We start from the raw sequence: 23,494 nt of genomic DNA on the forward strand, positions 1-23,494 counted from the left end.
AGTTATCTGCAAATGTAAATGCAAATGAAATGTAAGTTTGTGTTTTGTGGTGTTTGGCGGATTATCGCGTACGCATCATTGTTATTAGTGAATGTATTAAGGAGTCATACGTGGGAAAAGAAATTAGACATGTGGCAGGAATAGGGGAGTTGCTTTGGGATATGTTCCCGACAGGTGCTCGGTTGGGTGGGGCACCGTTAAATTTTTGTTATCATTGTTCCCAACTTGGGGCACAGGGCGTACCGGTCAGTGCGGTTGGCCAAGATGCGTTGGGCGATGAGATTCTGGATGTTTTGGGTTCGAAAAATATTTCGGATGAATATGTTATTGGGGTGGGCGATTTCCCGACTGGAACCGTCGATGTTCAGCTGGATGAAAACGGTAAGCCCATTTATGAGATTAAACAGCCCGTTGCGTGGGATTTCATCTCCCAAAGCTTAAAGCTCAATGAGTTTGCCAATAATACGGATGCGGTCTGTTTCGGATCATTGGCCCAGCGCAATGAGGTTTCCCGTGCATCCATTAAAACTTTTCTGCGGGAAATGAAACCGGACGCCCTGAAGATCTACGACATTAATCTGCGGCAGGATTTTTATTCTGAGGCGATTGTTCGGGAATCGCTGGAATTATGCAATGTATTTAAACTGAGCGATGAAGAGCTGCCGGTTGCAGCTGATATGTTTTCGTTGTCAGGAACGATTGAAGATCAGTTGCGTGCGTTGATTGCCCGTTTTGATTTGCGAATGATTGCATATACCCGGGGACCGGCAGGAAGCCTTTTGGTTGCGCCGAACGAGGTCAGTGATCAACCCGGGTTGCCGGGAAAAGCTATAAACAGCGTCGGTGCAGGAGATTCGTTCAGCGCGGCGCTTTGTATTGGGATGCTGGAGGGTAAAGGGATCGAGGAAATTAATGAACATGCACTTCAGGTATCCACCTTTGTGTGCATGCAGGACAGTGCAACGCCGGAACTGCCGGAGGATGTAATAAAGGGTGTGAATTATGCATAATAAAAAACTGTTTATTTGGGCGCTGACTTCGGCGTTGGCGGGGTTTCTTTTTGGGTTCGATACGGTTGTTATTTCCGGTGCGGAACAGACGATTCAAACGCTGTGGGGCCTGTCAGCAGGCATCCACGGGCTGGCAATCAGCATGGCGTTGTGGGGCACCGTGATCGGTTCGTTGGTGGGCGGCTGGCCGACGGAAAAGTTTGGCCGTAAAAAGACGCTGACCTGGATTGGTATTCTCTATTTTGTTTCGGCAGTGGGTTCAGCCTATGCACCGGAAGTCTACTCTTTCATGATCGCCCGTTTTATCGGTGGTTTGGGCGTGGGTATTTCAACCGTGGCCGCACCGCTTTATATTTCAGAAATTGCACCGGCGAAGGATCGCGGCAAGTTGGCCGGCATGTTCCAGTTCAATATTGTGTTCGGTATTCTGGTTGCCTTTCTCTCTAATGCATTATTGGCCGGTATCGGTGATAATGCATGGCGCTGGATGCTTGGCGTCGAGGCGATTCCTGCGCTGATTTATTCCGTGATGTGTTTCGGGCTACCCGAAAGTCCTCGCTGGTTAATCACACATGGCAACGACCGCCAGGGCGGGATGGATGTGTTCCGGCGTATTAACCCGGAACTCTCCGATGTGGAACTCGAAACGATTGCCGACGAAGTTGCCGCTTCGGTTAAGCAGGTGGATCATGCCGAAAAGTTTTTTACGCCGCGCTTGATGAAGCCTATTTCACTGGCGTTCCTGATCGCCTTTTTTAATCAGCTCTCCGGTATTAACGCGATTCTCTATTTTGCGCCTCGCATTTTCGAAATGACCGGGCTGGAAGAGTCCGCTGCGCTGTTGCAATCCATCGGTATTGGAGTAACCAACCTGATCTTTACCTTTGTGGGGCTCTGGTTGATTGACCGGTTGGGACGCCGCACGCTGCTCTATATTGGTTCGTTCGGTTATATCGCCTCCCTGGGCCTGTGTGCCTGGGCATTTTCTACCGAAAACTTTGCGATTGTTCCCGCCTTCATCTTTGCCTTTATTGCCGCTCATGCCATCGGGCAGGGCGCTGTGATCTGGGTGTTCATCAGCGAAATATTCCCGAACCGCAACCGTGCGGCCGGCCAGTCGCTGGGCAGCTTCACGCACTGGATTTTTGCAGCGTTGCTGACACTGTTTTTCCCGAAAATGGTGGAAGCGTTTTCGCCTTCAATCGTGTTCGGGTTTTTCTGTTTCATGATGATTCTCCAGCTGGTTTGGGTGAAATTCCTGGTTCCAGAAACCAAGGGCGTGTCGCTCGAAGATATGCAGGCGAAACTGGGAATAAAATAAACTAGGAAGAAAAATGAGATGTAACGATGTTCTGTCATGTGTGCTCTTAACCGCAGGTATTGCGGCTCTTTTCGGAGCTGTTGAGTCTAATGCCAAGCCGGTGCCCCCCGAGGCGCAACTTAAAGTAACGGGCACCCATCTGCATGTTCCGGTTTTCAGCCACAAAAGCGCGGTTGAAAATCGGAAAAACAGCGTGCATCTCGGGGTTTTTGATGGGGATCGGTTGGTTCAGGATTTTCAGGTAACGTTGCCCCGAAAAGACCAGCCTTACTGGGTCGCCGCTTATCCGCTGGATCATTTTGAGCTCGGCGGGAAGACGGTTACGATCAAACTGGAGAACGATCCCCGCAAGAAAATGAAACCCTCCAAGATTAATTCCAATGTCTGGAAGTGGGCTATGGAACGAATCTCCTGCGGAGATAATCTGCCCGGGGGAAAAGCAGCGGATTACGCAAAACCATACCGTAATCAGTTCCATGCAAGTGCGCGGCGCGGCTGGAACAACGATCCCAATGGGATGGTTTACCATGACGGGAAATACCACCTCTATTTCCAGCACAATCCGTTTGGGATCTATTGGGGTAATATGCATTGGGGGCATTGGGAAAGTGATGACTTGATTCATTGGCAGGAAAAGCCCATTGCCCTGTATCAGAAGACGCAGCGCGATATGATGTTTTCAGGCGGCGGGTTTGTTGATTTCAATAATTCCAGCGGACTGGGGGAAGATACCCTGTTTGTTGCTTTTACCAGCACCGGTCGTGGTGTTGGTGGAACTCGTGGCGAGTGTCTGGCCTACAGCAAGGATGGAGGACTCACTTTTACGGAGCTGCCCGAAAATCCGATCATCAGTCATATGGGCCGTGATCCCAAGATTATCTGGTACGAACCGGAACAGAAGTGGGTGCTGACCGTTTATAATCTGGAAGAGTGTGAAGAGACAAAAGCCCTTCCAATGGTTGGAACATTCAGGGATAAATTTGCCAACTTCGCGTATTATGAATCAACGGATCTGCGGCACTGGAAACGTACCGGGGCATTTACTGATTCCGATCGCGCTGCATTGCACGAGTGTCCCGAGTTGTTTGAGCTGAAAATCGAAAATGAATCCCGATGGATCACGCTGGGAGCTCAGGGGCGCTACTTTGTCGGGCAGTTCGACGGAAAAAAATTTATCAGAGAATCCGGTCCGCATGGCACAATGGTCGGTCCCTATTCTTCGCACGGGGCATTCTATGCGGCGCAAACGTTTAGTGATCTGCCCGATGGGCGCCGGGTACAGATTGGCTGGGTTCGGACGCAGCAGGTCTACGCCGGAAAATTCCCCGGCCAGCTGGTGGGCGAAACGCTCACGTTGCCGCATGAGTTGCAGTTGCGTCGGACCGATGAAGGTCTACGCATGGCCTGTGTTCCTGTAGAGGAGGTTAAAAAACTCCGCGCCAAAGAATTCCAATGTTTGGAAGAATGCAAAGGTGAGCTGACGGAAGTGCTCATTGAGTTCGAAGAGGGCGGTCTGCATGAAATGATGATCAACGGGATCGATGCTTCTTTCGAAGGCAAGTCCGCCCGTATTTTCACCGACCGTACCATTGCCGAGGTCTATGCCAATGACGGCCTGTTTTATCAGGTGCGTGAACGCAGTGCCGACTCGTTCGACTCCACCGAAACCGTGGTGAAGAACGGAACGATTAAATCCCTCAAAATCTATCAGCTGAAATCAATTTGGAAGTAACCGGAATCATAAGGAGAAGAGTCATGAGTGTTTTGAAGTCAAATTTTAATGGGATCCAGCACATCGGTGTGCCGGTAACGGATATAGAGCGTTCAAGAGTTTTTTACACCCGTTTAGGATTCATTTCGGCAATGGATCGTTCATTCGAGCATAACGGGGACTCCGGTCAATGCTCCATGATGAAGCGCGATTCGGTGATCATGGAGTTATATCAGATGCCGCCGGCGGAACTAGAAGAAATCCGCCAGCGCGGCAACGGGCGCATTGATCACGTTACGTTCGATGTAGATGACATTGATCAGGCGTTCGCAGAGTTGAAGGACGCCGGTTTCGAGATCGAGGAGGACGCCCCTGTGTTTATCGATTTCTGGGATAACGGGACCAAGTATTTCATGGTAGCTGGACCGGATGGGGAAAGACTCGAGTTTAACCAGATTCTTTGACGAGATCAGTTTAAGGGGATGTTGGATGGCATGGTTCAAAAATACATATGTAAGCTTATGAGAGGCAGGTAAATAATGAAATTCAGAGCGTTGACTTTAGTCTTGATGGTCCTTTCAGTTTTCGTGATTAAAGCGCCAGGTCTGGCCGCGACTCGGCCGAATGTCATACTTATCTTGACCGATGATCAGGGATATGGGGATTATGGGTGTCATGGAAATCCCCTGTTGAAAACGCCGAATATTGATAAGCTGCATGGCGAGAGCATTCGCCTGACCGATTTTCATGTGGCCCCTATGTGCACCCCGACGCGCGGCCAGTTGATGACCGGTATGGATGCTGTGCGCAACGGTGCGTCGGCGGTATGCCAGGGGCGCTCCATGATGGGGAATGATATTAAAATTATGCCGCAATATTTTGCGGAAGCCGGTTATAGCACCGGACATTTCGGAAAATGGCATTTGGGCGACAGTTATCCGCACCGCCCGCAGGATCGTGGTTTTGAGGAAACCCTGCACCATCCGGCCTGGGGGATTACTTCGTTGCCAGATCATTTTGGCAATACCTACTGGGATCCGTACTTGAATCACAACGGTACCGAAAAACGCTACAAGGGCTATAGCACCGACATCTTTTTCCGCGAAGCCATGGCATGGATGAAGGCGAAGAAAAAGAGCGGTAAGCCGTTTTTTCTGTATCTGCCGACAAATACGCCGCATGTGCCGAACTGGGTGGATGTAAACTACTCTAAACCTTATGCGGATGTGGGCACCTACAACGGCGTGAAAGTCCCATCTAACTTTTACGGGATGATTGCCAACATCGATGAAAATATGGCGAAGCTCGATGCCTTTCTGCTGGAAGAGGGCTTGAAGGAAGACACCGTACTGATTTACCTCAACGACAATGGATCGCAGAGCTTTGAAGCTTCAGAGATTTACAATGCCGGCATGCAGGGGTTCAAACGGGGCATGCTGGATGGAGGGCATCGTGTCGGCTGTTTCTGGCGCTGGCCAAACGGATTGACGCCCGGCAGGGATGTCGATGACCTGATTCAGGTGCAGGATATTCTGCCAACGCTCGCCGAACTGTGTGAACTGCCGAAACCGTCCAAGGACATTAATGGAACCAGCATTGCGAAGTTGCTTCAGGGCAAAAAGTCTAAATTGAAAGACCGCAAGATTGTGATTCAATATTCGAACTGTGAGACTTCTGCGTTGCGCTGGGATCATGCCATTGTGCTCTGGGGAAAATGGCGTCTGGTCGGGTCAGGGGCTTTGTATAATGTGAAAACGGATCCGCATCAGGATAAGAACGTGGTCAGCCAGTATCCAGATATTGCACAGGCTATGCGCGAGCATTATGAACAGTGGTATGCGGAAGCTCGAATTCGTTTTGATAAACCCCGCTATATTACCGTGGGAAGTGATGCGGAACCGAGCCTGATCCTGTTTTCCAATGATTGGCAGGGCGGATATTGCGATAACCCGCCTAACCTGGTAGAGGCGAACACTATGGGCTATTGGGATATTGATGTTGCAGAAGCCGGGAAGTACGAATTTGAACTACGCCGCTGGCCGGAATCAGCCAATCTTCCGTTGTGTGCCGGTGTGCAGGGCGAAACAATCAAAGCCCATGAATCCTTTTCGGGCTATGTCGGTGCTCGGCCGATCCATTTTGCAAATATTCAGGTTGCCGGGTTCCAGGGAACCAAGGTTGCAGAAAAGGATGCGACGCATGTCAGATTTGCCGCTGAACTTAAGGCCGGTAAAACGAAACTGAGCACCCTGTTTTCCGATGTTGATGGGAATCCGCTTTGCAGTGCGATTTATGTAAAAGTGACTCGATTGTAGTTTGATAACTATAGTTTTTTCGCTGCTTTTTGGTGGTTTTCATAAAGGTAAACAAAATGTAAATGACAGTTCGGTTGTTGTCGTACGTCGTGTCTGTTGTAGGTATGCAAAGAGTCAGGGTTTGGGTGCCACATAGAAAAGGTGCAATGACTTTGCAGGCGAACTCGTTGCCAGAGAATGGTTGAGAGTTAATTGCTAGTGTTTTTGTAAAAGGGATAAAAAATGAATAGAATATTAATCACATTGTCAGTTCTCGGATTGTGCAGCTTTGCCGAAGCGGCAACGGCCTCTCCGCCGAATGTTATTTTGATCATGACGGACGACCAGGGCTATGGCGATATGTCGTGTCATGGCAACCCGGTACTGAAGACACCGGAAATGGATAAACTGCATGCACAATCAGTGCGCTTTACCGATTTCCATGTGGCACCCAAGTGCACGCCGACGCGCGGGCAGTTGATGACCGGCATCGATGCGATGCGCAACGGGGCCACCCGTGTCTGTCAGGGACGGTCGCTGCCGCAACCCGGTTTGAAAATGATGCCGCAATATTTTGCGGATGCAGGCTACGCCACCGGCATGTTCGGAAAATGGCATCTGGGCGACAGCTATCCCTATCAGCCGCGTTTTCGCGGGTTCCAGGAAGTAGTAACATTCCGTGCTTGGGGGATTACTTCGTTGGCAGACTATTGGGGCAACGATTATTTCGATCCGATGTTGATGCATAACGGGGTGGATAAGCCCTACAAAGGCTATTGTACGGACATCTTTTTCGATGAAGCAATGAAGTGGATGAAGGCGCAAAACAAGCAGGGGAAACCATTCTTCCTGTATCTACCGACCAACACGCCGCATGTTCCGGAGCAGGTCGCCGAAAAATATGCTGATTTGTATCAGGGCGAGTATCAGGGAAAAACGATTCCTTCCAACTTCTACGGTATGATTGCCAATATCGATGAAAACATCGGTAAGCTTGAAGTGTTTCTGAAGGAACAGGGACTGCGGGATAATACCATTCTGCTTTTTCTTGCAGACAACGGCACACAGAACCAAGATGCCATGGCGCTCTATAATGCCGGTATGCGCGATCATAAGGGACGGCTGACCGATGGCGGCCATCGTGTACACCTGTTTGTCCGTTGGGAAGATGGTAAACTGAAGCACGGTACTGATATTTCCGAATTAGCCATTGTACAGGATCTTCTGCCGACATTGATGGATCTGTGCGACTTGGAGGGAGACCGTTCTGATCTTTCTGGAACCAGTTTGGCCGGTCTGCTGAAGGGAACGCAGGAAAGCCTTTCGGAACGTATGGCGGTCATTCAGATTGGATATGATTGCACCAAATGGGATCAGGCCGTGGTGATGAGGGGCAAATGGCGCCTGCTGGATGAGCGGAAGCAAGGATGGAAGCGAGTTCCAAAAAACATGCGTGATATAAAAGGACTCTCATTATTCAATATTGAGGAGGATCCCGCTCAGTCTGAAAACGTTTATGATGAGTATCCGGAAATTGCTCAGGCGATGAAGGCGCATTACAATGAGTGGTTCAGCGAAGCACGTCCGTTGTGGGAAAAAGAGCGGTATGCCACCATTGGGACGGATCATGAAAATCCGCTGACGCTCTACGCCAACGATTGGCAGGGTGATTATTGCGATGCCCCTCGAAACCTTCTTGCTGCAACAGCAAAAGGGTATTGGGATCTTATCGTCGATTGCGACGGAACCTATGAAATCGAATTACGCCGCTGGCCGGAGGAGTCGGCTAAGACGTTGGTCGATTCCTACGATGGCGTTTCGAAAGAGGGTGCGATTCCTGTGGCGAAAGTGCGGTTGAGGATTGCTGATTTTGATCAGACGATTGATACGAAGGACGGCGATACGGTTGCGCGTTTTTCGGTCAACCTCAAAAAAGGTAAAACCCAACTGACGGGCGATTTACTGAATGTTGACGGCAAGGTTATTTGCGGCGCGATGTATGTGAAGGTTACTCGAAAGTAGAGGTCTCCAGAGGAGCAAAACTTCAATCACGGTATATATAATATGGGAAAAGCATTATTATTGGCTGTCGTTGCCTCGGTCTTCTCAGCATTCGCTGGAACGGAACCGGGAAAAGATGCGGCAGTAGTTAAGAAATACCCTTATCCGTTCAAGTATTCGGATGTCATCAGCGATAATATCTCCATCGTGCCGGTTGATCGTATAATTAAAGATTGGGGCGGTAATGTTCTGATGTGGGGTGAGCCGGCGATCTCTGATATCGATTACAATGGGGAAAACCTTTATGGCAAAAGGATCGAGAGAAAGATTCTTAAAGGGAAGGAAGATGGGGTCAGGATCTACATCGGGAGCTGCTTCTTTCTGCTGCATTCCATGTATCACAAATTTCTAGCAGCGGATCCAACCTTGCAGGAAGCCGCCATCCGCGACATCGAAGGGAATCGGCTGACGGTGCCCTGGATGGCCGGGCATACCTATCGAGGCGTTCCGCTCTATTGGAGTTGTGCCAACAACCCGCGCACCCGGCAGTTCTACCGCGAGGTGATAACCGAAAACATGAAAGCGGGCTATGACGGGATTGTGATTGAGGAACCTCGGGGGGCTGCCCATGGCGTAGGTGCGGGAGGTTGTTTTTGTGATCACTGTATGGAGTTGTTCCGTGTCTATATGGGGAAGACCTATTCGCCGGTGGAGTTGAAAAAACGGGGCATCGACAACATTGATACTTTTGATTATCGAGAAATGGTTAAGCCCATTGCGAACACACGGGAAGCTTACCTTAAAGCCAAAAAGAAAGGGAAGATTCCCCTCGCTGAGGATTTCATGGAATTCCATCTTAAAGAGGCTGCGAATTTGGTGGGTGAAATGAGCGATCTGGCCCGAAGCCTTGGTGGAGAGGATACCGTGGTCGGACTCTTCGGACTCAGACTTGGACCGGAATGGCTCCTGAATTCACACCATATTGATTTCTATGCCTCCGAGTTGGCGTGGGGGCCGCCTGCGGAGGATGGATATAAGGGCGTGTCCTTTACCTTTGAAGTGGCACGTGCTTTGGGTAAACCCCATGCTTGGACCTATATTTCCCCGAATCAGGCGACCTTCATTAAGAACCATAATTCGTTCAATTTGGTGAAAGCCTGGATTGCCATGTCCTATGCGGCCGGCCAACACTTCAATATTCCGCACTATGCCTGGGCCATGCCGGAGGCGAAGGTCGATGTTTGGAATGGACGCCCGTCCTTCAAGCAGGGCTGTAGCCCGCATCTCTATTTCCCGACTGAAAGTTATCTGCCGTTCTTCCGGTTTGTTACCGAGCATGCGGAGCTTTTTGATGGCTACGACTCGATCGAACAGATTGGCGTTCTGCACAGTTCTCCTGCGTTGCGTAATCGAAAATTCGAGCAACGCGTTCACGACATGTGCTGGGAGCTTTATGAGTCGAATATTCAATACGGCCTAGCGATTGCCGGGGATGATTGGGTGGTACATGATTTGAAGGAGAGCGATGCGGACCGGTTCGAGTTTGTGATTGTTCCGGAACCGACCAAACTCGATGACGCGCAACAGCAGATTGTGGATACGTGGACGGCCGCAGGCAAAACCGTAAAGTGGAAGGATGTAAACGATATTCTTTCGCGGATCGACCCGGTGGTTTCGCTGGAGAGTGACAGCGGGATCTTTGTGCGCCCGAGGAAAAACCCGGACAACGCATTGGTGCCGGCGGTTATTCATCTGCTTAATACGGATTATGATCTGAAAAAAGATGGAATGAATGAGCAACGCGATGTGGTGGTTCGTCTGAGCCATAAGCTGTTGAACGGTGGAACGGTGCATTGCATAACTCAGTATTCGCCGGAAGACGAACCTGTCCAGCTCTCCTTTGAGGTCAAGCCGGACGGTGTTTATGTCACAGTACCTAAAGTGGATTTCTGGAGCGTTCTAAAGCCGGAGTGTATTAATGAGTAATAAAACTAACTACACGGTGCCGTTGGCATCGATGTCTTTCCTGTTGTTCTTTGTCGGGTTTCTGACCTGGTTCAACAACATTCTGGTGCCTTTCATGAAGGACCATTTTGATATCACCGACAGTCAGTCGAATCTGGTGAGTGCGGCTTCGTTCGGGGCGTATGCTCTCTCCATTCCGGTTGGATGGATGATCAAAAAAATCGGTTACAAACGGACGGTAATTTCGGGGTCGTTCTTCTGTGGGGTGGGTTGCATGCTGTTCCTTCCAGCCGTTACGCACTCGTTTGAAATGGTCACGATTGCGCTGTTTATAACGGCGTTGGGGTTGGTGCAGCTGCTGGTATCCGCAAACCCGTATGTGCTTGCCTGCGGCAGTCCGGAGACGTCCTCGTCGCGACTCACTTTTGCTCTGGCGATGAATTCGGTGGCCGCATCGCTGGCACCGTTTGTCGGTTCGTTTGTGCTGGGGGCCCGTAATGGCGATCTTGCGCACGATGCCAATTTGGTACGCGTACCGTTTATGGTTATGGGTGTGGTTGGACTTGTTATGGGGATTTTGATTTGCCTGCTCAAGCTGCCGGAAATTCATGACGATGAAGTGGTGAATGAATCCGGTAAGGTACGTTCGGTATGGAGTTATCCGCACCTGATTTTGGGCTTTATCACGATTGGCGTATATATGGGGCTGGAAGTCGGTCCGGGTAATTTTTTCGTTAAATATGTCGAAAACAATGTTCAGGGTGTGGACGTGGCCGGAGCTCTTAAGCTCTTCGCGCTTTATCCCGTTTGTTTCTTTATCGGGCGCATGCTGGGTTCCGGTATTTTGCGGAAGTTTACCCCTCACAAGGTCCTTGCGGTAAACTGCGTAATCGGCATCGTTCTGGTGGCCGCCTTCTTTATGCTCAAGGGAAGTCCCTTGTCAATCTGGCCGATCATTGCGCAGGGGCTGGTGCTTTCCATCATGTGGTCTGTGATTTTCGACCTTGGACTCAAGGATGTCCCGGCGAGTGTAGCCAAGCTTGGTTCCGGTATTCTCTGCACAGGTGTGCTGTTCACGGGATTCTGGATGTGGTTGATGGGGCGTGTGGTTGAGAGCACGGCTACCGTCGACTCTCCGCCCGATTACTCGGTCGCCTACTACTTTTTGTTTGCCTACTACGCCTGGGTCATCTTCTACGCTCTTAAGGGGGCACACATCCGAGTGAGTGAACCGGGTAAATAAACTGAATAGCTTTTGGGAACGTCATAATTCAAGCACAGTAAAGGAGTAATTATAATGAAAATTGTAGATATCAAGACCTATACCTTGCAGACGAAACTGGATGGACCGTTTGAATGGCCCACTGGTCGCGCCTATGGACGCAGTTGCGGTGTTATCAAGATCACCACCGACGACGGAATCGTTGGGTGGGGGCCGGGGCCTGACAACATTGCCGGATACGAAGAAAAAGTGAAGGGTGTTTTGCTGGGCCGAAATCCCGAACACACCTGGGCGATTGCTCGGGATCTTAAACTGGGCGGTTGGGGCTTTACGTCCAAAGCGGTACAGGGCGCGGTGGACGTTGCGCTCTACGACATTCGCGGTAAAGCCGTGGGTAAACCGATTCATGATATTCTCGGCGGTGCGTTGCGCCATAAGATCCCGACATACTCCTGTGTGGGCTATTATCCGGTTCCGAACGAAAATGAGATGGAATGGCTGCGTAGCGAAGTTCAGCCGCGCATCGACAAGGGGTTCAAGGCCTTCAAAATGAAGACAGGTGGTCGCGATTTTGCTTTCGATCTGGAACGGGTAGACATGGTGCTCGATATGATCGGACCAGACCGCCGATTGGCGATCGATGCGACGACGGGATATACCTATGCTGAAGCACGGATCGTTTGTCATGAAATGGAAAAGCGTAACATTAGTTGGTTTGAGGATCCGATTCCGATGGAAGACATTCACGGCTACAAGAGGCTCAGCGATGAGTTCCGGCTGCCCATCTCAGCGCACTATGCCGGGGACTTTAATCCTGATCTCTGCGACGAGGTCATCCGTATGCGTGCTGCTTCAATCGTTCATCCGTCCATTGAAGGTGGCGGCGGATATTCCGGCGCGTTCCCGATGATGGGCAAGACGGCCTTGCAGGGCATTATTTACGAACCAAGTTGCTGGTCAACCCACCTGCACATGCTGGCAACACTGCATCTGTTGGCGATTATGCCACCGCTAACTCTGCATATGAGAGATCGACCGGTGTCTCTGGAGTGGGACAGTACGTTAAATCCGTTGCGTTCGGATTCGTTGCTGAAAACACCGCTTGCTTTGAACGATGAAGGCACTATCGATCTGCCCATGGAGCCGGGGCTCGGAATCGATATTGACGAGGCAAAAATTGAAAAGTATGCCGTCTAACGCGCAGAGTTTTCATTCAGGTTGCTAGAATGAAATCGCCACCACCTTTCGGTGGCGATTTTAGTGAGCGTATGTAGGAGAAAAAACGTGATTTACAAAAAGTTCAGTTCATTTGATGAAGAGCTTTCAGCCATCGGTCTTGGCTGCTGGGGATTGTCCGGAGGTGTTTTCTGGACCGATGGGGACGACAAGAAACGGGTCGAAACGGTTCAGACGGCGATCGATCAGGGCATTACCTTTTTTGATGTTGCGCCGGTCTATGGTTTTGGCCATGCAGAAAAAATGGTGGGCAAAGGGGTAAAGGGGAAACGCGATCAGGTCATGATTGCAACCAAGTGCGGGATGGTGTGGGACGATGCCCAGAATATCTCCCTGAACCTGCAACGTGATTCTATTTTGAACGAAGTAGAGGTTTCCCTTAAGCGTCTCGATACGGACTACATTGATCTCTACCAAATGCATTGGCCGGATAAGGATACGAATGCGCCCATTGAAGAGAGTTTGCAGACGTTGGTCGAACTGCGGGATCAGGGAAAGATTCGCCATATCGGTCTAACCAATTTTTCGAAGGCAGACCTGACGCTCGGGGTTGAGAAATATGGGGTGGTCAGCTACCAGGGCCTATACAACCTGCTCGAACATAATCCAACCTTTTATCATGCGATCCCGCTGGATTACCTCAGCCGTTCGGAGATCCTTCCGCTTTGCGCAGAGCATGGCGTTCCGTTCTTTCCCTACAGCCCGTTGATGCAGGGGTTGCTGACGGAGCATTTTGATCCTTCGGAATGGGCGGAGGGCGATGTGCGTACATTCAATCCCAAGTTCCAGGGGGAACGCTGGGTGGCCTATAAGGCGCTGGCCGATCAGGTGAAGGATTTTGCTGAAAAACTCGGTAAGCCCGTGTCGCAGGTGGCCATTAATTGGATGATTGCTCAGGGTGAAGTCGGACCGGTGATCAGCGGCGGTACGAAGCCGGAGCATGTTATTCAAAATGTACAAGCGTGCGAATGGAGCCTGTCGGACTCGGAGTTTGCAGAACTGGACGCAATTGTTTCCGGCAAACTGGCTGAGCTGGAAACAGAGTAATACTCGCACAATACGGGGTACCCGAGCTGCACAGCCAGCAGCCGGGCGATGTTGCCGGAGTACAGAAAATGAATCATCCCGGTTCTGTCCGGCTTTAATTGGAAACCTGATTGTGAAACGACTTATTATATTTTCACTTACTGTAGTAACATTCTTTTCGGCGGTTGCTGAAAAGCCTGAACAAAAAAATGCCTACCCGTATCCATTCAAGTATTCGGATGTGATTAGCGATAACATTTCCATGGCACCGGTCGACCGGATTATCAAAGACTGGGGCGCGAATGTGCTGATGTGGGGCAAGCCCGCTATCAGCGAAATCGACTATGCCGGTGTTAATCTGAACCAGGAGAAAATCCGGCGGGAAATCATTAAAGGGAAAGAAGACGGTGTCAGGATTTATATCGGCAGTCTCTTCTGTGTATTGCATTCGATGTATCATAAATATCTGGCTGCCGACCCGACCCTGCAGGAGGCCGCGTGCCGGGATATTGCCGGTGAGCGTATGGTCGTGCAGTGGATGGTCGGTCAGACCTACCGGGGCGTTCCGTTGTATCATAATTGCTCCAACAATCCCCGCTCTCGGGAATTCTACCGCGAGGTGGTGGTCGCTAATATGGAAGCGGGTTATGATGGCCTCGTGATTGAGGAGCCTCGGGGTTCCGCCCATGCAGTCAGTTTGGGTGGCTGCTTCTGTGATCATTGCATGAAGGGTTTCCGCGAATACCTTGCGAAAAAATATACGGCAAAGGAATTGCAACAGCGGGGCATTAAACATATTGAAAATTTTGATTACCGCGAAATGGTACGTCCGATTGCCGATACCCGCGATGCCTATCTGGCGGCGCTCAAAAAGAAAAAGATCCCGCTGATTAAGGATTACAAGGATTTTCAGCTGAAGGCAGGGGCCAAGTTGGTTGGAGAGCTTCGGGAACTTATGCTGGAAGTCGGCGGAGAAGATAAAATTCTCGGGTTGTTCTGTACGCGGTTGGGGCCGGAGTGGCTGTTGAATACCCAGCATGTTGATTTTTTTGCTGCAGAGCAGGTGATCGGTCCACCGTTGGATGGCGGATATAAAGGGTTGACCTTCCGCTATGAGATTGCGCGGGCCATGGGCAATCCGTTCGCCTGGACCCATATTTCTCCGGTGAACGCGACTTTTATCAAAAACCATGAGGCTTTCAATTTGGTTAAAGCGTGGATTTCGCTGGCCTATGCTTCCGGCGAGCATTTTAACATTCCGTACTATGCCTGGGCGTTTCCGGAAACGCCGGTTGAGTCGTGGGATAAACGCGGCGCTAAAAAAGAATCGTGTACGCCGCACTTTTTCTTTCCGACGGAACGCTATCTGCCGTTCTTCGATTTTGTGACGGCCAATGCGGAACTGTTTGACGGCTATCATTCTATGAATCAGGTAGGTGTTCTGCACAGTAACCCGTCCATTCGAAGCTCTAAGAAACTGGAAAATCAGTTGCACGACGTCTGCTATGAACTTTGGGAAGCCAACATTCCTTATGGCCTCGCGCTTGCGGGGGATGACTGGCTGTACAGTCGCTTGTCGGAAGAAGACGCGGACAAGTTCCAGTTTGTGATTGTTCCCGGCCCGCCGAAGCTCGACGCGAAACAGCAGAAGGTCCTGAATACATGGAAGGCTAACGGAAAACTGATCACGTGGAATGGATTGGATGATGTCTTGAAACGGATTGAATTGTTGGCGGAGGTTGAAAGTGATCATCAGATCGCGTTGCGTCCGCGCAAGAATCCGGACAATGCCACGGTTCCGGCCGTCGTGCACCTTCTCAACATGAATTATGATTTGTCGAAGGACGACATGAACCGGCAGACTGATGTCAAGGTGCGTCTGAACTCCAAGCTTATGGATGGGAAAAAAGTCCGGCGTGTAACGCAGTATTCACCGCAGTGCGAACCGGTCGAGGTTCCCTTCGAAATCAAACCGGACGGCGTATACGTTAGCGTCCCTGAAGTAAATTACTGGAGCATTCTAAAGCCGGAGTGCGAATAAAACGCTGTTATAATTAGGGAGTAGACATGAAAAAACTGACGTTAATATTATTCTTGTTGTGTTGTGCGGCTGTGTCGAAAGCGGAGCCGCCACTCAATTTTATTTTTTTTCTGGCGGATGATATTTCCCAGGAGGATATCGGATGTTACGGCCATCCAAGCATTAAGACGCCGAACATCGATCGTCTGGCAGGGGAAGGTTTGCGTTTCGATCAGGCCTACGTGGTGGCCAGCAGTTGCAGCCCCAGCCGGTGCAGCATCATTACGGGGCGCTACCCGCACAACTCAGCAGCGCCCGAACTGCGTAGCGTGGTTCCTAACGGGCAGGTTCTGTTCCCGAAGCGGTTGCAGAATGCGGGCTACTATACCGCGATTTCGGGGAAGCTCCACATGGGGCCATATGCCAATACGGCTTTTGATTTGGTTTCCGAGGGCAGGGGGCCTGGTGCAGAGGAGGACTGGGTCGAGCTGGTTCAGAAGCGCCCGAAAAACAAACCGTTCTTTTTCTGGTTTGCCGCCAAGGATGCTCACCGTCCAGGGACCGTGAACGACGATGCTCCGGTATATGATCCCAAAGACATGGTGGTTCCGCCCTACATGGTGGACGGGCCAAAGACGCGCTATGACCTGAGCACCTATGCCCATGAGGTCAGCCGTTTTGATTACTATATTGGCCTAGTGGTCGAAGAACTTGAAAAACAAGGTGTTCTTGATAATACCGTTATCATTATCACTGCGGACAATGGGCGTCCCTTCCCGCGGGCTAAGACCCGGCTTTACGACAGTGGCACAAAAACGCCCTTTGTGGTCTGCCATCGAGGACAAATTGAACCTGGGGTTACGAGTAGCTTCGTGAACACCATTGATATCGCACCGACGGTGCTGGAATTGGCGGGAGTCGATAAGCCGTCGCCCATTCAGGGGGTCAGTTTCGTCCCCATCCTTGGAAATCCTGCCGCAACCATTCGCGATATGATCTTTACGGAACATAACTGGCATCTGTTCTTTGCTCACGAACGCATGGTTCGTTTCGGCGACTGGCTCTATATTCGCAACAATGTTCCCGACAAAGAGAACTCCGCCTATGAAACCTACGATGGAGGGGCTGGCCTGGAGTTAGTGGCCGCTCGCAAGGCCGGGACACTCACCGAGGCCCAGAAGAATGTTTTCTGGAATCCCTGTCCGGAAGAAGAGCTCTATCATGTGGGTAAAGATCCGCATCAGATCCATAACCTTGCCGCCAATCCCGAATATGTCCAGATCATGCAACAGGCCCGGGGGTTGCTGCTGCAATGGACGGAAGAAACCGGCGACACCATTCCCGAAAACCCGACAAAGGATTTTGTAAAGGTCAGCGATCAGTTTGTTGGGGAGGGCTGCCGGACCATGGTTAAAGGGCAGGCGAGACACCCCAAGCGGGAACGGGCTGGCCAGGCCGCTGGCGCGGAAAAAATAAACCACTCTGGGCCTATTCGTTTTTAACAATTGTTCATGAAATGCATCAACGAAAGCTTGAATATGAGACGAATAGCAATCATTGCTTCAGCCTTATTGGTATGCGTCGTCGAGGCGTTTTCTGAAAAATCGGACGCAGATCGGCAATATTCGTATTCCTTCAAATATTCGGATGTCATCAGCGACAATATTTCAATGGCACCGATTGATCGAATCATCAAGGATTGGGGCATACTCAAACCGGAGTGCAAATAATCAAAATGGAAATTCAAGGAATAGACATGAGTGCGCCAAGCAAAGCTGTCTTAAACAAGCTGGCCAATCCAGCCCATGCAAAGGTTAGCCGCCGGCATGGAATAGACCTGCATGGTTGAGGAGGCAACGAATCAGCTGAAGCTGTAGGAATAGCAGTTCGTCAGCCACAACGGAAGTGAAGGCTATAAGCCCCGAAATTTTCCATTGTTGCACAGGGCCAAGGGTTTCATTTCCTGGAAGCCAGTATCGTGCGGCTCGCTAAGGGCGAGAGTTGCACGGCGTGTCGGGGTCTCAGGCCGTGGCGGGCGAATGAATTGTTTAGGGCGGAACTTGGGAGAACCGTAGCGTTCCGCAGAAGCTGTCGAGGAAGCCGAAGAGGCGACGAGACGGTAAGTCGCTACGGTAGTCGGATCAACTCGTAGTAGGGGAGTAGGCGGGGTAATGCCCGTCGAGGACACAGAGCCACCCGAAGGGGTTGACGGTTTGTCGTAAAGGGAAAAGGCGAAGGATGCCGTACACTGAGATGGAACAACAGAGCTCAAGCTTTCCTTTATATCGGAATACGCGAAAAGGTGCTTCACAACCCTGTCAGGAGCAGGGAGGTAAAGCAGGGCAGTCCCGTGCGGGATGTCCGTGTTATGTGAGATGAATCGAAGAGCCGGATGTGGGAAATCCACAAGTCCGGTTCTGTGAGGGGCATTGACGTTCCTTGCAATATGTAAAAGTGAAATTTAAAATATTGAAAGGAGCTATATTATGTCTACTCGACAAAAACTAATATTACTGTCGTTTGTATTTATTGGGTCTGTTATGGCAACGACCGCGAAACAACCGCTTAATTTTATCTTCTTGATTGCGGATGATATTAGCCAGGAAGATATCGGCTGTTATGGACACCCGAGCATTAAGACGCCGAATATTGACCGTTTGGCGAAAGAGGGACGGCGTTTCGATGAAGGTTATGTGGTGGCCAGTAGCTGCAGTCCAAGCCGGTGCAGCGTTATTACTGGTCGCTACCCGCACAACACGGGGGCGCCCGAGCTGCACAGTCACTTGCCTGCAAGTCAGATCATGTTCCCGAAGCTGTTGCAGAATGTGGGCTATTATACAGTCATCTCAGGTAAAATTCACATGGGGCCTAATATTAACAAGGCGTTCAATAAGGTCTCCAGGGGCAAGGGGCTGGGCAAAGAGGGCGACTGGGTTCAGTTGCTTCAGCAGCGGCCGAAAGATAAGCCGTTCTTTTTCTGGTTTGCCTCCACCGATGCCCATCGTCCCGCCGAATTCAGTCCGGAGGCTCCGGTTTACGATTATGATGATATGATCGTACCGCCCTACATGGTAGACGGGCCAAAGACGCGCTATGAACTGAGTACTTATGCCCACGAGGTCAGCCGTTTTGACTATTATGTCGGTCAGGTCGTTGAAGAACTCGAAAAGCAGGGCGTACTTGATAATACACTCATTATTGTCATTGCAGATAATGGTCGCCCGTTCCCTCGGGCCAAGACCCGACTTTATGATAGCGGCACCAAGGTTCCTTTTGTGGCTTACCAACGCGGCGTTATTAAACCCGGCCCATCCAGCAGTCTGGTCAGCTCAATCGACATTGCCCCGACGATTCTGGAAGCAGCCGGGGTTGATAAAGACCAACGCATTCAAGGCGTCAGTTTTATGCCGATCCTCAAAGACCCTTCAGCGACCACGCGCGATATGATTTTCACCGAGCATAATTGGCACCTGTGGATCGCTCACGAGCGCATGGTACGTTTTGGTGACTGGCTCTATATCCGTAACAATATGCCCGACAGAGAAAGTGTTGCCTATGAAACCTACGACGGCGGTTTCGGTGAAGAGCTGGTGGCGGCCCGTAAGGCAGGAAAGCTGACCGATGCCCAGAAGATGGTTTTTCTGAACCCCTGTCCGGAAGAGGAACTCTACCATGTGGGCAATGATCCGCATCAAATTAAGAATCTCGCTGAAAATCCGGAATATGCTAACGTTATGCAGCAAGCTCAGGGACTGTTACAGGAGTGGACCGAACAGACTGGTGACACCATTCCAGAGAATCCAACTACGGACTATGTGCAGATTAATGAAACGTTTGTAGGTATCGGGTGCCGTCCCATGGTTCAAGGTCAGGTAAAACATCCTCATCTGGAGTTGCCGGGCGATGCGGCCGGAGCCCAGACAATCAACCATCCTGGGCCCATCCGGCTTAAATAGGTGTATTGATGATGAAACGAACCATTATTTTCTCACTTGCTACGCTGGGGTTGCTTTCAGCATTTGCCGAAGAACCGGCTATGGATAAGAAATATCCATATCCGTTCAAATATTCGGACGTCACCAGCGATAACATCTCGGTCGTTCCGATCGATCGTGTCATCAAAGACTGGGGCGGCAATGTGCTGATGTGGGGGGAGCCGGCGATCAGTGAAATCCAGGTCGGCGAACTTAACCTAAATCAGAGGCGCATCAAGGAGAAGATCCGCAAGGGGCGTGAGGATGGTGTCCGCCTCTATTTTGGCAGCCTATTTTTTGTTCCGCATTCCATGTATTTCAAATATATGGCATGCGACCCGACCCTGCAGCAGGCCTGCATCAGGGATATTGAAGGCAAGCCGATGTATCTGAACTGGATGAAGAAGCATACTTACAGAGGGGTGCCCCTGTATTGGATGTGTTCCAATAATCCAAGGTCCCAAGAGTTTTACCGCGAAATTGTGACGGCCGGTATCGAGGCCGGGTATGATGGGTTCTGTATTGAGGAACCGCGTGGATCGTTAATGAGCCTGCACGTGGGGGGATGCTTTTGTGATCACTGCGTGAATGGTTTTAATGAATATCTGGGTAAAAAATATTCCCCGGAAGAACTCAAGAAGAAGGGAATCCCGAGTCTGGAAAATTTTGATTACCGCAACATGGTAAAAAAGGTTGCTCCGAATCGTGACGTGTGGCCCGCTGCCTATCGAAAAGGCAAGATTCCTCTGGTTCAGGACTACAAGGATTATCAGTTGAAAGCCGGGGCTGCGGTGGTTAAGGAGATGAGCGAACTGGCGAAGAAGCTGGGCGGAGAAGATACGGCTATCGGAGCCTTTGGGCACATGCTCTCTCCGGACTGGATGGTGAATGCCGAGCATCTCGATTTCTACTGTATGGAACTGCTGTTGGGGCCGCCGCCGGAAGGGTTCAGCCGGGCCGGATTTACCTATGAAGTTGCGCGTGCACTGGGTAAACCGGTGTCTTGGGGCCATGTGCTGCCGCCTTCGTGGAACTATATGCAGGCGAACAAAGCCTACAACATGATGAAATCATGGATTGGTTTTTCCTATGCTTCCGGCCACAACTTCGGCATTCCGCATTACGGCTGGGTTCATCCGAACGCGAACGCGGTATCATGGGATAAAGTGGTGAAGTCGGTCGATGGTGCCGTGGCTCCAAGTTTTATTTATCCAACCGAGAACTGCCTTCCCTTTTATCATTTCGTGACGGCGCATGCCGAGTTGTTTGATGGATATGAGGCGGTTGAGCAGGTCGGTGTGTTGCATAGCAATCCGGCGATGCGCATTAAGAAAAACGAAAATAGGGTTCGTGATCTGTGCTGGGAACTGATGAAGGCCAATATTCCTTACGGTCTTGCTTTGGCGGGAGACGATTGGTTGTACAAACGACTCAACGAAACCGATCTCGAACGGTTTGAGTTTGTGGTGGTGCCTGAGCCGACCATGCTGGATGCAGAACAGCAGTCGGTTTTGGATACTTGGACCGCCAGAGGGAAAACCGTGGTCTGGAAGAATCTGGACGATGTGTTGGCAAGGCTTGATCCTGTCGTCTCACTCGAAAGCAAACACAACATGCTGATCCGTCCCCGAACAAATTCCGATAATTCGAACGTTCCGGCGGTCATTCACCTGCTTAACATGGATTATGATCTGTCGAAGGATTGCATGAACAAGCAACGGGATGTCGTTGTTCGTTTGAGTCATAAGCTTCTCGATGGGGGTAAGGTTTCCGCAATAACCCAGTACTCTCCCGAATATGAATCCGTTCAGGTACCTTTTGACGTCAAGCCGGACGGCGTCTACGTCACAGTTCCGGAAGTTGATTACTGGAGTATCTTGAAGCTGGATTGTGACTAGAACTCCACACGTTTTTAAAATGTGGATAAATCACGAAATGCACTAAAGACACGAAACATTAAGAATGAGATTGTTAACCACGGAAGACACTGAATACACAGAACAAACTGAATTTCGTGTGATTCGTTGTTCAAAATTGAAATGATGTACAGGAACATGTCGATGAAAAAAGTATTATTTACAGTGGCCCTGCTGGTGGCCTCAAGTGTTCTGGCATCGCCAAAAACTTTCTATATTGATTCAGCTATTGGACAGGATGCGAATGATGGATTGTCTCCGAATGCCGCATTCCAAACCTTGGGAAAAGTCAATTCTCTCAAGTTGGAAGCGGGGGATACCATCCTGTTTACGAGTGGTCAGGTATTTAAAGGATCTCTGAATATTCAGAATGTAAGCGGTAATGCAGAGGCCCCCATTGTCATCTCCAGCACAGGGCCAGAAAAAGCAGTGATTGATGGCAAGGGGCGTTTGGCGGCTCTGAGTATAATGAGCAGCAGCTTCATCACGGTCAAAAACCTTGAGATTACGGCCGATGGAGGGGCTTCGAAAAATGGGGCGAACAGACGTTCAATGATTCGCTACGGAATTTTTTATGACACCCCTGAATCGGGCAATTTTGGCAACCTAATCTTTCAGGATCTGTACATTCACGATGTTTACTACAATGACAACGGTTATGTACGCCCCAATATGCGACTCCAACGCAAGGATAAACAATTGCACGGCCGATTCGGCTGGGGCGTGAAGGTGGATTGCCGGGAGGGCTCCACCCTGAAGAATGTTTTATTTAAAAATTGCGTGGTGGAGCGTGTGTCATCACCGGGCATACGGCTCAAGAGTCATCCCAATGACGCTGAGTCCCCCAATATGGAAGACGTACAGATTCTGGATTGCCGGTTAACTGATATCGGAGGGCCGGGTATCGTTGTCTCTGCCGCTGACAACACGATTATTCGAGGATGCAAAACACTGCGAACCGGAAGCCGTGTGGATCCGCGTGGGCGCGGGCAGGGCACGGGGATCTGGGTCTTCAACAACAATAGGGCCGTGATTGAAAAAAACACGGTTATTGGTGCACGTGGGCCTCGCGATTCGGCTGGCATTCATGTTGATGCCATGTCCAGAAATGTATTTGTTCAGTACAACTTGTCCATAGACAATGAAGGGGCCTTTGTTCAGTTACTCGGACAGGTTCGAAATTCAACCTATCGCTACAATGTCAGCATTAACGATGGCGCCCGGAGAAAAGGGGAAGGACACGCCGCGATCGATGGATATATTTTCAAACTGTTCAGTTATGTGCTGGCCGATACCGAAAATCCCGAAGGGCCGTTTGATTCCTATGTGTATAACAACACGATCTATGTGGGACGTGATGTCCAGGACAGCACCTTTTCCGTGGAAAGCAAGAGCCGAGGTGCCTTGTTCGCAAATAACATCGTATATACTGAAAACGATATTTTTTATAACCGGGAGGAGTCCGAAACGTCCAAGCTTGATGATGCGCAGGAAGACCAACTTATTTATTTCCGCAACAATATGTTCCGGAAAAAATATGACTGGATGAGCAATCCGTTTACCGTTCCATTCCCGGTGATTGCCAACCCCCGGTTTGCCAACGCGGGAGGGCAAGAGATCTCGGACTATATTCCGCAAAACAAAGCGGCCTGCTCCAAAGGGATCAGGATACAGAAACTTCCTGATGACGAACAGGGTCTTATTGGCGGGTTCGATGTCGAGTATGATATTTTGGGTATGAAAGTTGATTCGTCCAGGCCGCTCATCGGGGCGATCAGGCCGTATTAAAATTTGCAGT

General features: G+C 50.3%; 16 protein-coding genes. All 16 read left to right on the plus strand.

Annotation, left to right across the window (positions count from 1 at the left end):
- Positions 1-110 precede the first annotated feature (110 nt).
- The 16 genes from SCARR_RS23375 to SCARR_RS23450 all read left to right on the plus strand — a co-directional run bounded on the left by SCARR_RS23375 (position 111) and on the right by SCARR_RS23450 (position 23,484).
- A complete protein-coding gene (locus SCARR_RS23375) occupies positions 111-1,010 on the plus strand; it encodes a carbohydrate kinase family protein (RefSeq protein WP_222846423.1) in 900 nt (299 codons plus the stop codon).
- Positions 1,003-2,331 (plus strand): sugar porter family MFS transporter, encoded by a 1,329-nt coding sequence (locus SCARR_RS23380; RefSeq protein ID WP_136064206.1) that lies wholly within the window; start codon positions 1,003-1,005, stop codon positions 2,329-2,331. The genes SCARR_RS23375 and SCARR_RS23380 overlap by 8 nt, the downstream gene beginning before the upstream one ends.
- Before the next feature lie 13 nt (positions 2,332-2,344).
- Entirely contained in the window at positions 2,345-4,063 is a 1,719-nt protein-coding gene (locus tag SCARR_RS23385; RefSeq protein WP_136064208.1) for a glycoside hydrolase family 32 protein, read from the plus strand.
- A 23-nt stretch (positions 4,064-4,086) separates the two neighbouring features.
- Complete coding sequence (locus SCARR_RS23390; protein WP_136064210.1) at positions 4,087-4,506, plus strand: VOC family protein; 420 nt, start codon at positions 4,087-4,089, stop codon at positions 4,504-4,506.
- A 105-nt stretch (positions 4,507-4,611) separates the two neighbouring features.
- Positions 4,612-6,357: an arylsulfatase gene (locus tag SCARR_RS23395; RefSeq protein WP_246044525.1), complete on the plus strand. Its 1,746-nt coding sequence runs from the start codon at positions 4,612-4,614 to the stop codon at positions 6,355-6,357.
- A gap of 222 nt (positions 6,358-6,579) precedes the next feature.
- The gene (locus SCARR_RS23400; RefSeq protein WP_136064214.1) at positions 6,580-8,358 is read left to right on the plus strand and encodes an arylsulfatase; all 1,779 of its coding nucleotides are present in this window, start codon (positions 6,580-6,582) and stop codon (positions 8,356-8,358) included.
- Positions 8,359-8,400: 42 nt separating this feature from the next.
- The gene (locus tag SCARR_RS23405) at positions 8,401-10,323 is read left to right on the plus strand and encodes a hypothetical protein (RefSeq protein ID WP_136064216.1); all 1,923 of its coding nucleotides are present in this window, start codon (positions 8,401-8,403) and stop codon (positions 10,321-10,323) included.
- Entirely contained in the window at positions 10,316-11,545 is a 1,230-nt protein-coding gene (locus SCARR_RS23410; protein WP_136064218.1) for an MFS transporter, read from the plus strand. The genes SCARR_RS23405 and SCARR_RS23410 overlap by 8 nt, the downstream gene beginning before the upstream one ends.
- Before the next feature lie 54 nt (positions 11,546-11,599).
- On the plus strand, positions 11,600-12,721 hold the full coding sequence (locus SCARR_RS23415; RefSeq protein WP_136064220.1) for a mandelate racemase/muconate lactonizing enzyme family protein: 1,122 nt from the start codon (positions 11,600-11,602) through the stop codon (positions 12,719-12,721).
- Positions 12,722-12,808: 87 nt separating this feature from the next.
- On the plus strand, positions 12,809-13,807 hold the full coding sequence (locus tag SCARR_RS23420) for an aldo/keto reductase (protein ID WP_136064222.1): 999 nt from the start codon (positions 12,809-12,811) through the stop codon (positions 13,805-13,807).
- 112 nt (positions 13,808-13,919) lie between these two features.
- On the plus strand, positions 13,920-15,827 hold the full coding sequence (locus SCARR_RS23425) for a hypothetical protein (protein WP_136064224.1): 1,908 nt from the start codon (positions 13,920-13,922) through the stop codon (positions 15,825-15,827).
- A gap of 26 nt (positions 15,828-15,853) precedes the next feature.
- The gene (locus SCARR_RS23430) at positions 15,854-17,308 is read left to right on the plus strand and encodes a sulfatase family protein (RefSeq protein WP_136064226.1); all 1,455 of its coding nucleotides are present in this window, start codon (positions 15,854-15,856) and stop codon (positions 17,306-17,308) included.
- Positions 17,309-17,344: 36 nt separating this feature from the next.
- Complete coding sequence (locus tag SCARR_RS23435) at positions 17,345-17,536, plus strand: hypothetical protein (RefSeq protein WP_136064229.1); 192 nt, start codon at positions 17,345-17,347, stop codon at positions 17,534-17,536.
- 756 nt (positions 17,537-18,292) lie between these two features.
- On the plus strand, positions 18,293-19,762 hold the full coding sequence (locus SCARR_RS23440; RefSeq protein ID WP_136064233.1) for a sulfatase family protein: 1,470 nt from the start codon (positions 18,293-18,295) through the stop codon (positions 19,760-19,762).
- Positions 19,763-19,770: 8 nt separating this feature from the next.
- Positions 19,771-21,678 carry a hypothetical protein gene (locus SCARR_RS23445; RefSeq protein ID WP_136064235.1) on the plus strand — a complete coding sequence of 636 codons (1,908 nt, stop codon included), beginning with the start codon at positions 19,771-19,773 and terminating at the stop codon, positions 21,676-21,678.
- Positions 21,679-21,840: 162 nt separating this feature from the next.
- The gene (locus tag SCARR_RS23450) at positions 21,841-23,484 is read left to right on the plus strand and encodes a right-handed parallel beta-helix repeat-containing protein (protein WP_168433556.1); all 1,644 of its coding nucleotides are present in this window, start codon (positions 21,841-21,843) and stop codon (positions 23,482-23,484) included.
- Positions 23,485-23,494: the final 10 nt, after the last annotated feature.

It is taken from the genome of Pontiella sulfatireligans (assembly GCF_900890705.1).
Lineage (GTDB): Bacteria > Verrucomicrobiota > Kiritimatiellia > Kiritimatiellales > Pontiellaceae > Pontiella > Pontiella sulfatireligans.

What these genes read in the sequence shown, in the direction of transcription:
- SCARR_RS23430 (WP_136064226.1), top strand. Translation starts at nt 15,854, where the DNA reads ATGAAAAAACTGACGTTAATATTATTCTTGTTGTGTTGTGCGGCTGTG.
- SCARR_RS23400 (WP_136064214.1), top strand. Translation starts at nt 6,580, where the DNA reads ATGAATAGAATATTAATCACATTGTCAGTTCTCGGATTGTGCAGCTTT.
- SCARR_RS23380 (WP_136064206.1), top strand. Translation starts at nt 1,003, where the DNA reads ATGCATAATAAAAAACTGTTTATTTGGGCGCTGACTTCGGCGTTGGCG.
- SCARR_RS23445 (WP_136064235.1), top strand. Translation starts at nt 19,771, where the DNA reads ATGATGAAACGAACCATTATTTTCTCACTTGCTACGCTGGGGTTGCTT.
- SCARR_RS23405 (WP_136064216.1), top strand. Translation starts at nt 8,401, where the DNA reads ATGGGAAAAGCATTATTATTGGCTGTCGTTGCCTCGGTCTTCTCAGCA.
- SCARR_RS23385 (WP_136064208.1), top strand. Translation starts at nt 2,345, where the DNA reads ATGAGATGTAACGATGTTCTGTCATGTGTGCTCTTAACCGCAGGTATT.
- SCARR_RS23390 (WP_136064210.1), top strand. Translation starts at nt 4,087, where the DNA reads ATGAGTGTTTTGAAGTCAAATTTTAATGGGATCCAGCACATCGGTGTG.
- SCARR_RS23395 (WP_246044525.1), top strand. Translation starts at nt 4,612, where the DNA reads ATGGTCCTTTCAGTTTTCGTGATTAAAGCGCCAGGTCTGGCCGCGACT.
- SCARR_RS23410 (WP_136064218.1), top strand. Translation starts at nt 10,316, where the DNA reads ATGAGTAATAAAACTAACTACACGGTGCCGTTGGCATCGATGTCTTTC.
- SCARR_RS23440 (WP_136064233.1), top strand. Translation starts at nt 18,293, where the DNA reads ATGTCTACTCGACAAAAACTAATATTACTGTCGTTTGTATTTATTGGG.
- SCARR_RS23435 (WP_136064229.1), top strand. Translation starts at nt 17,345, where the DNA reads ATGAGACGAATAGCAATCATTGCTTCAGCCTTATTGGTATGCGTCGTC.
- SCARR_RS23450 (WP_168433556.1), top strand. Translation starts at nt 21,841, where the DNA reads ATGAAAAAAGTATTATTTACAGTGGCCCTGCTGGTGGCCTCAAGTGTT.
- SCARR_RS23415 (WP_136064220.1), top strand. Translation starts at nt 11,600, where the DNA reads ATGAAAATTGTAGATATCAAGACCTATACCTTGCAGACGAAACTGGAT.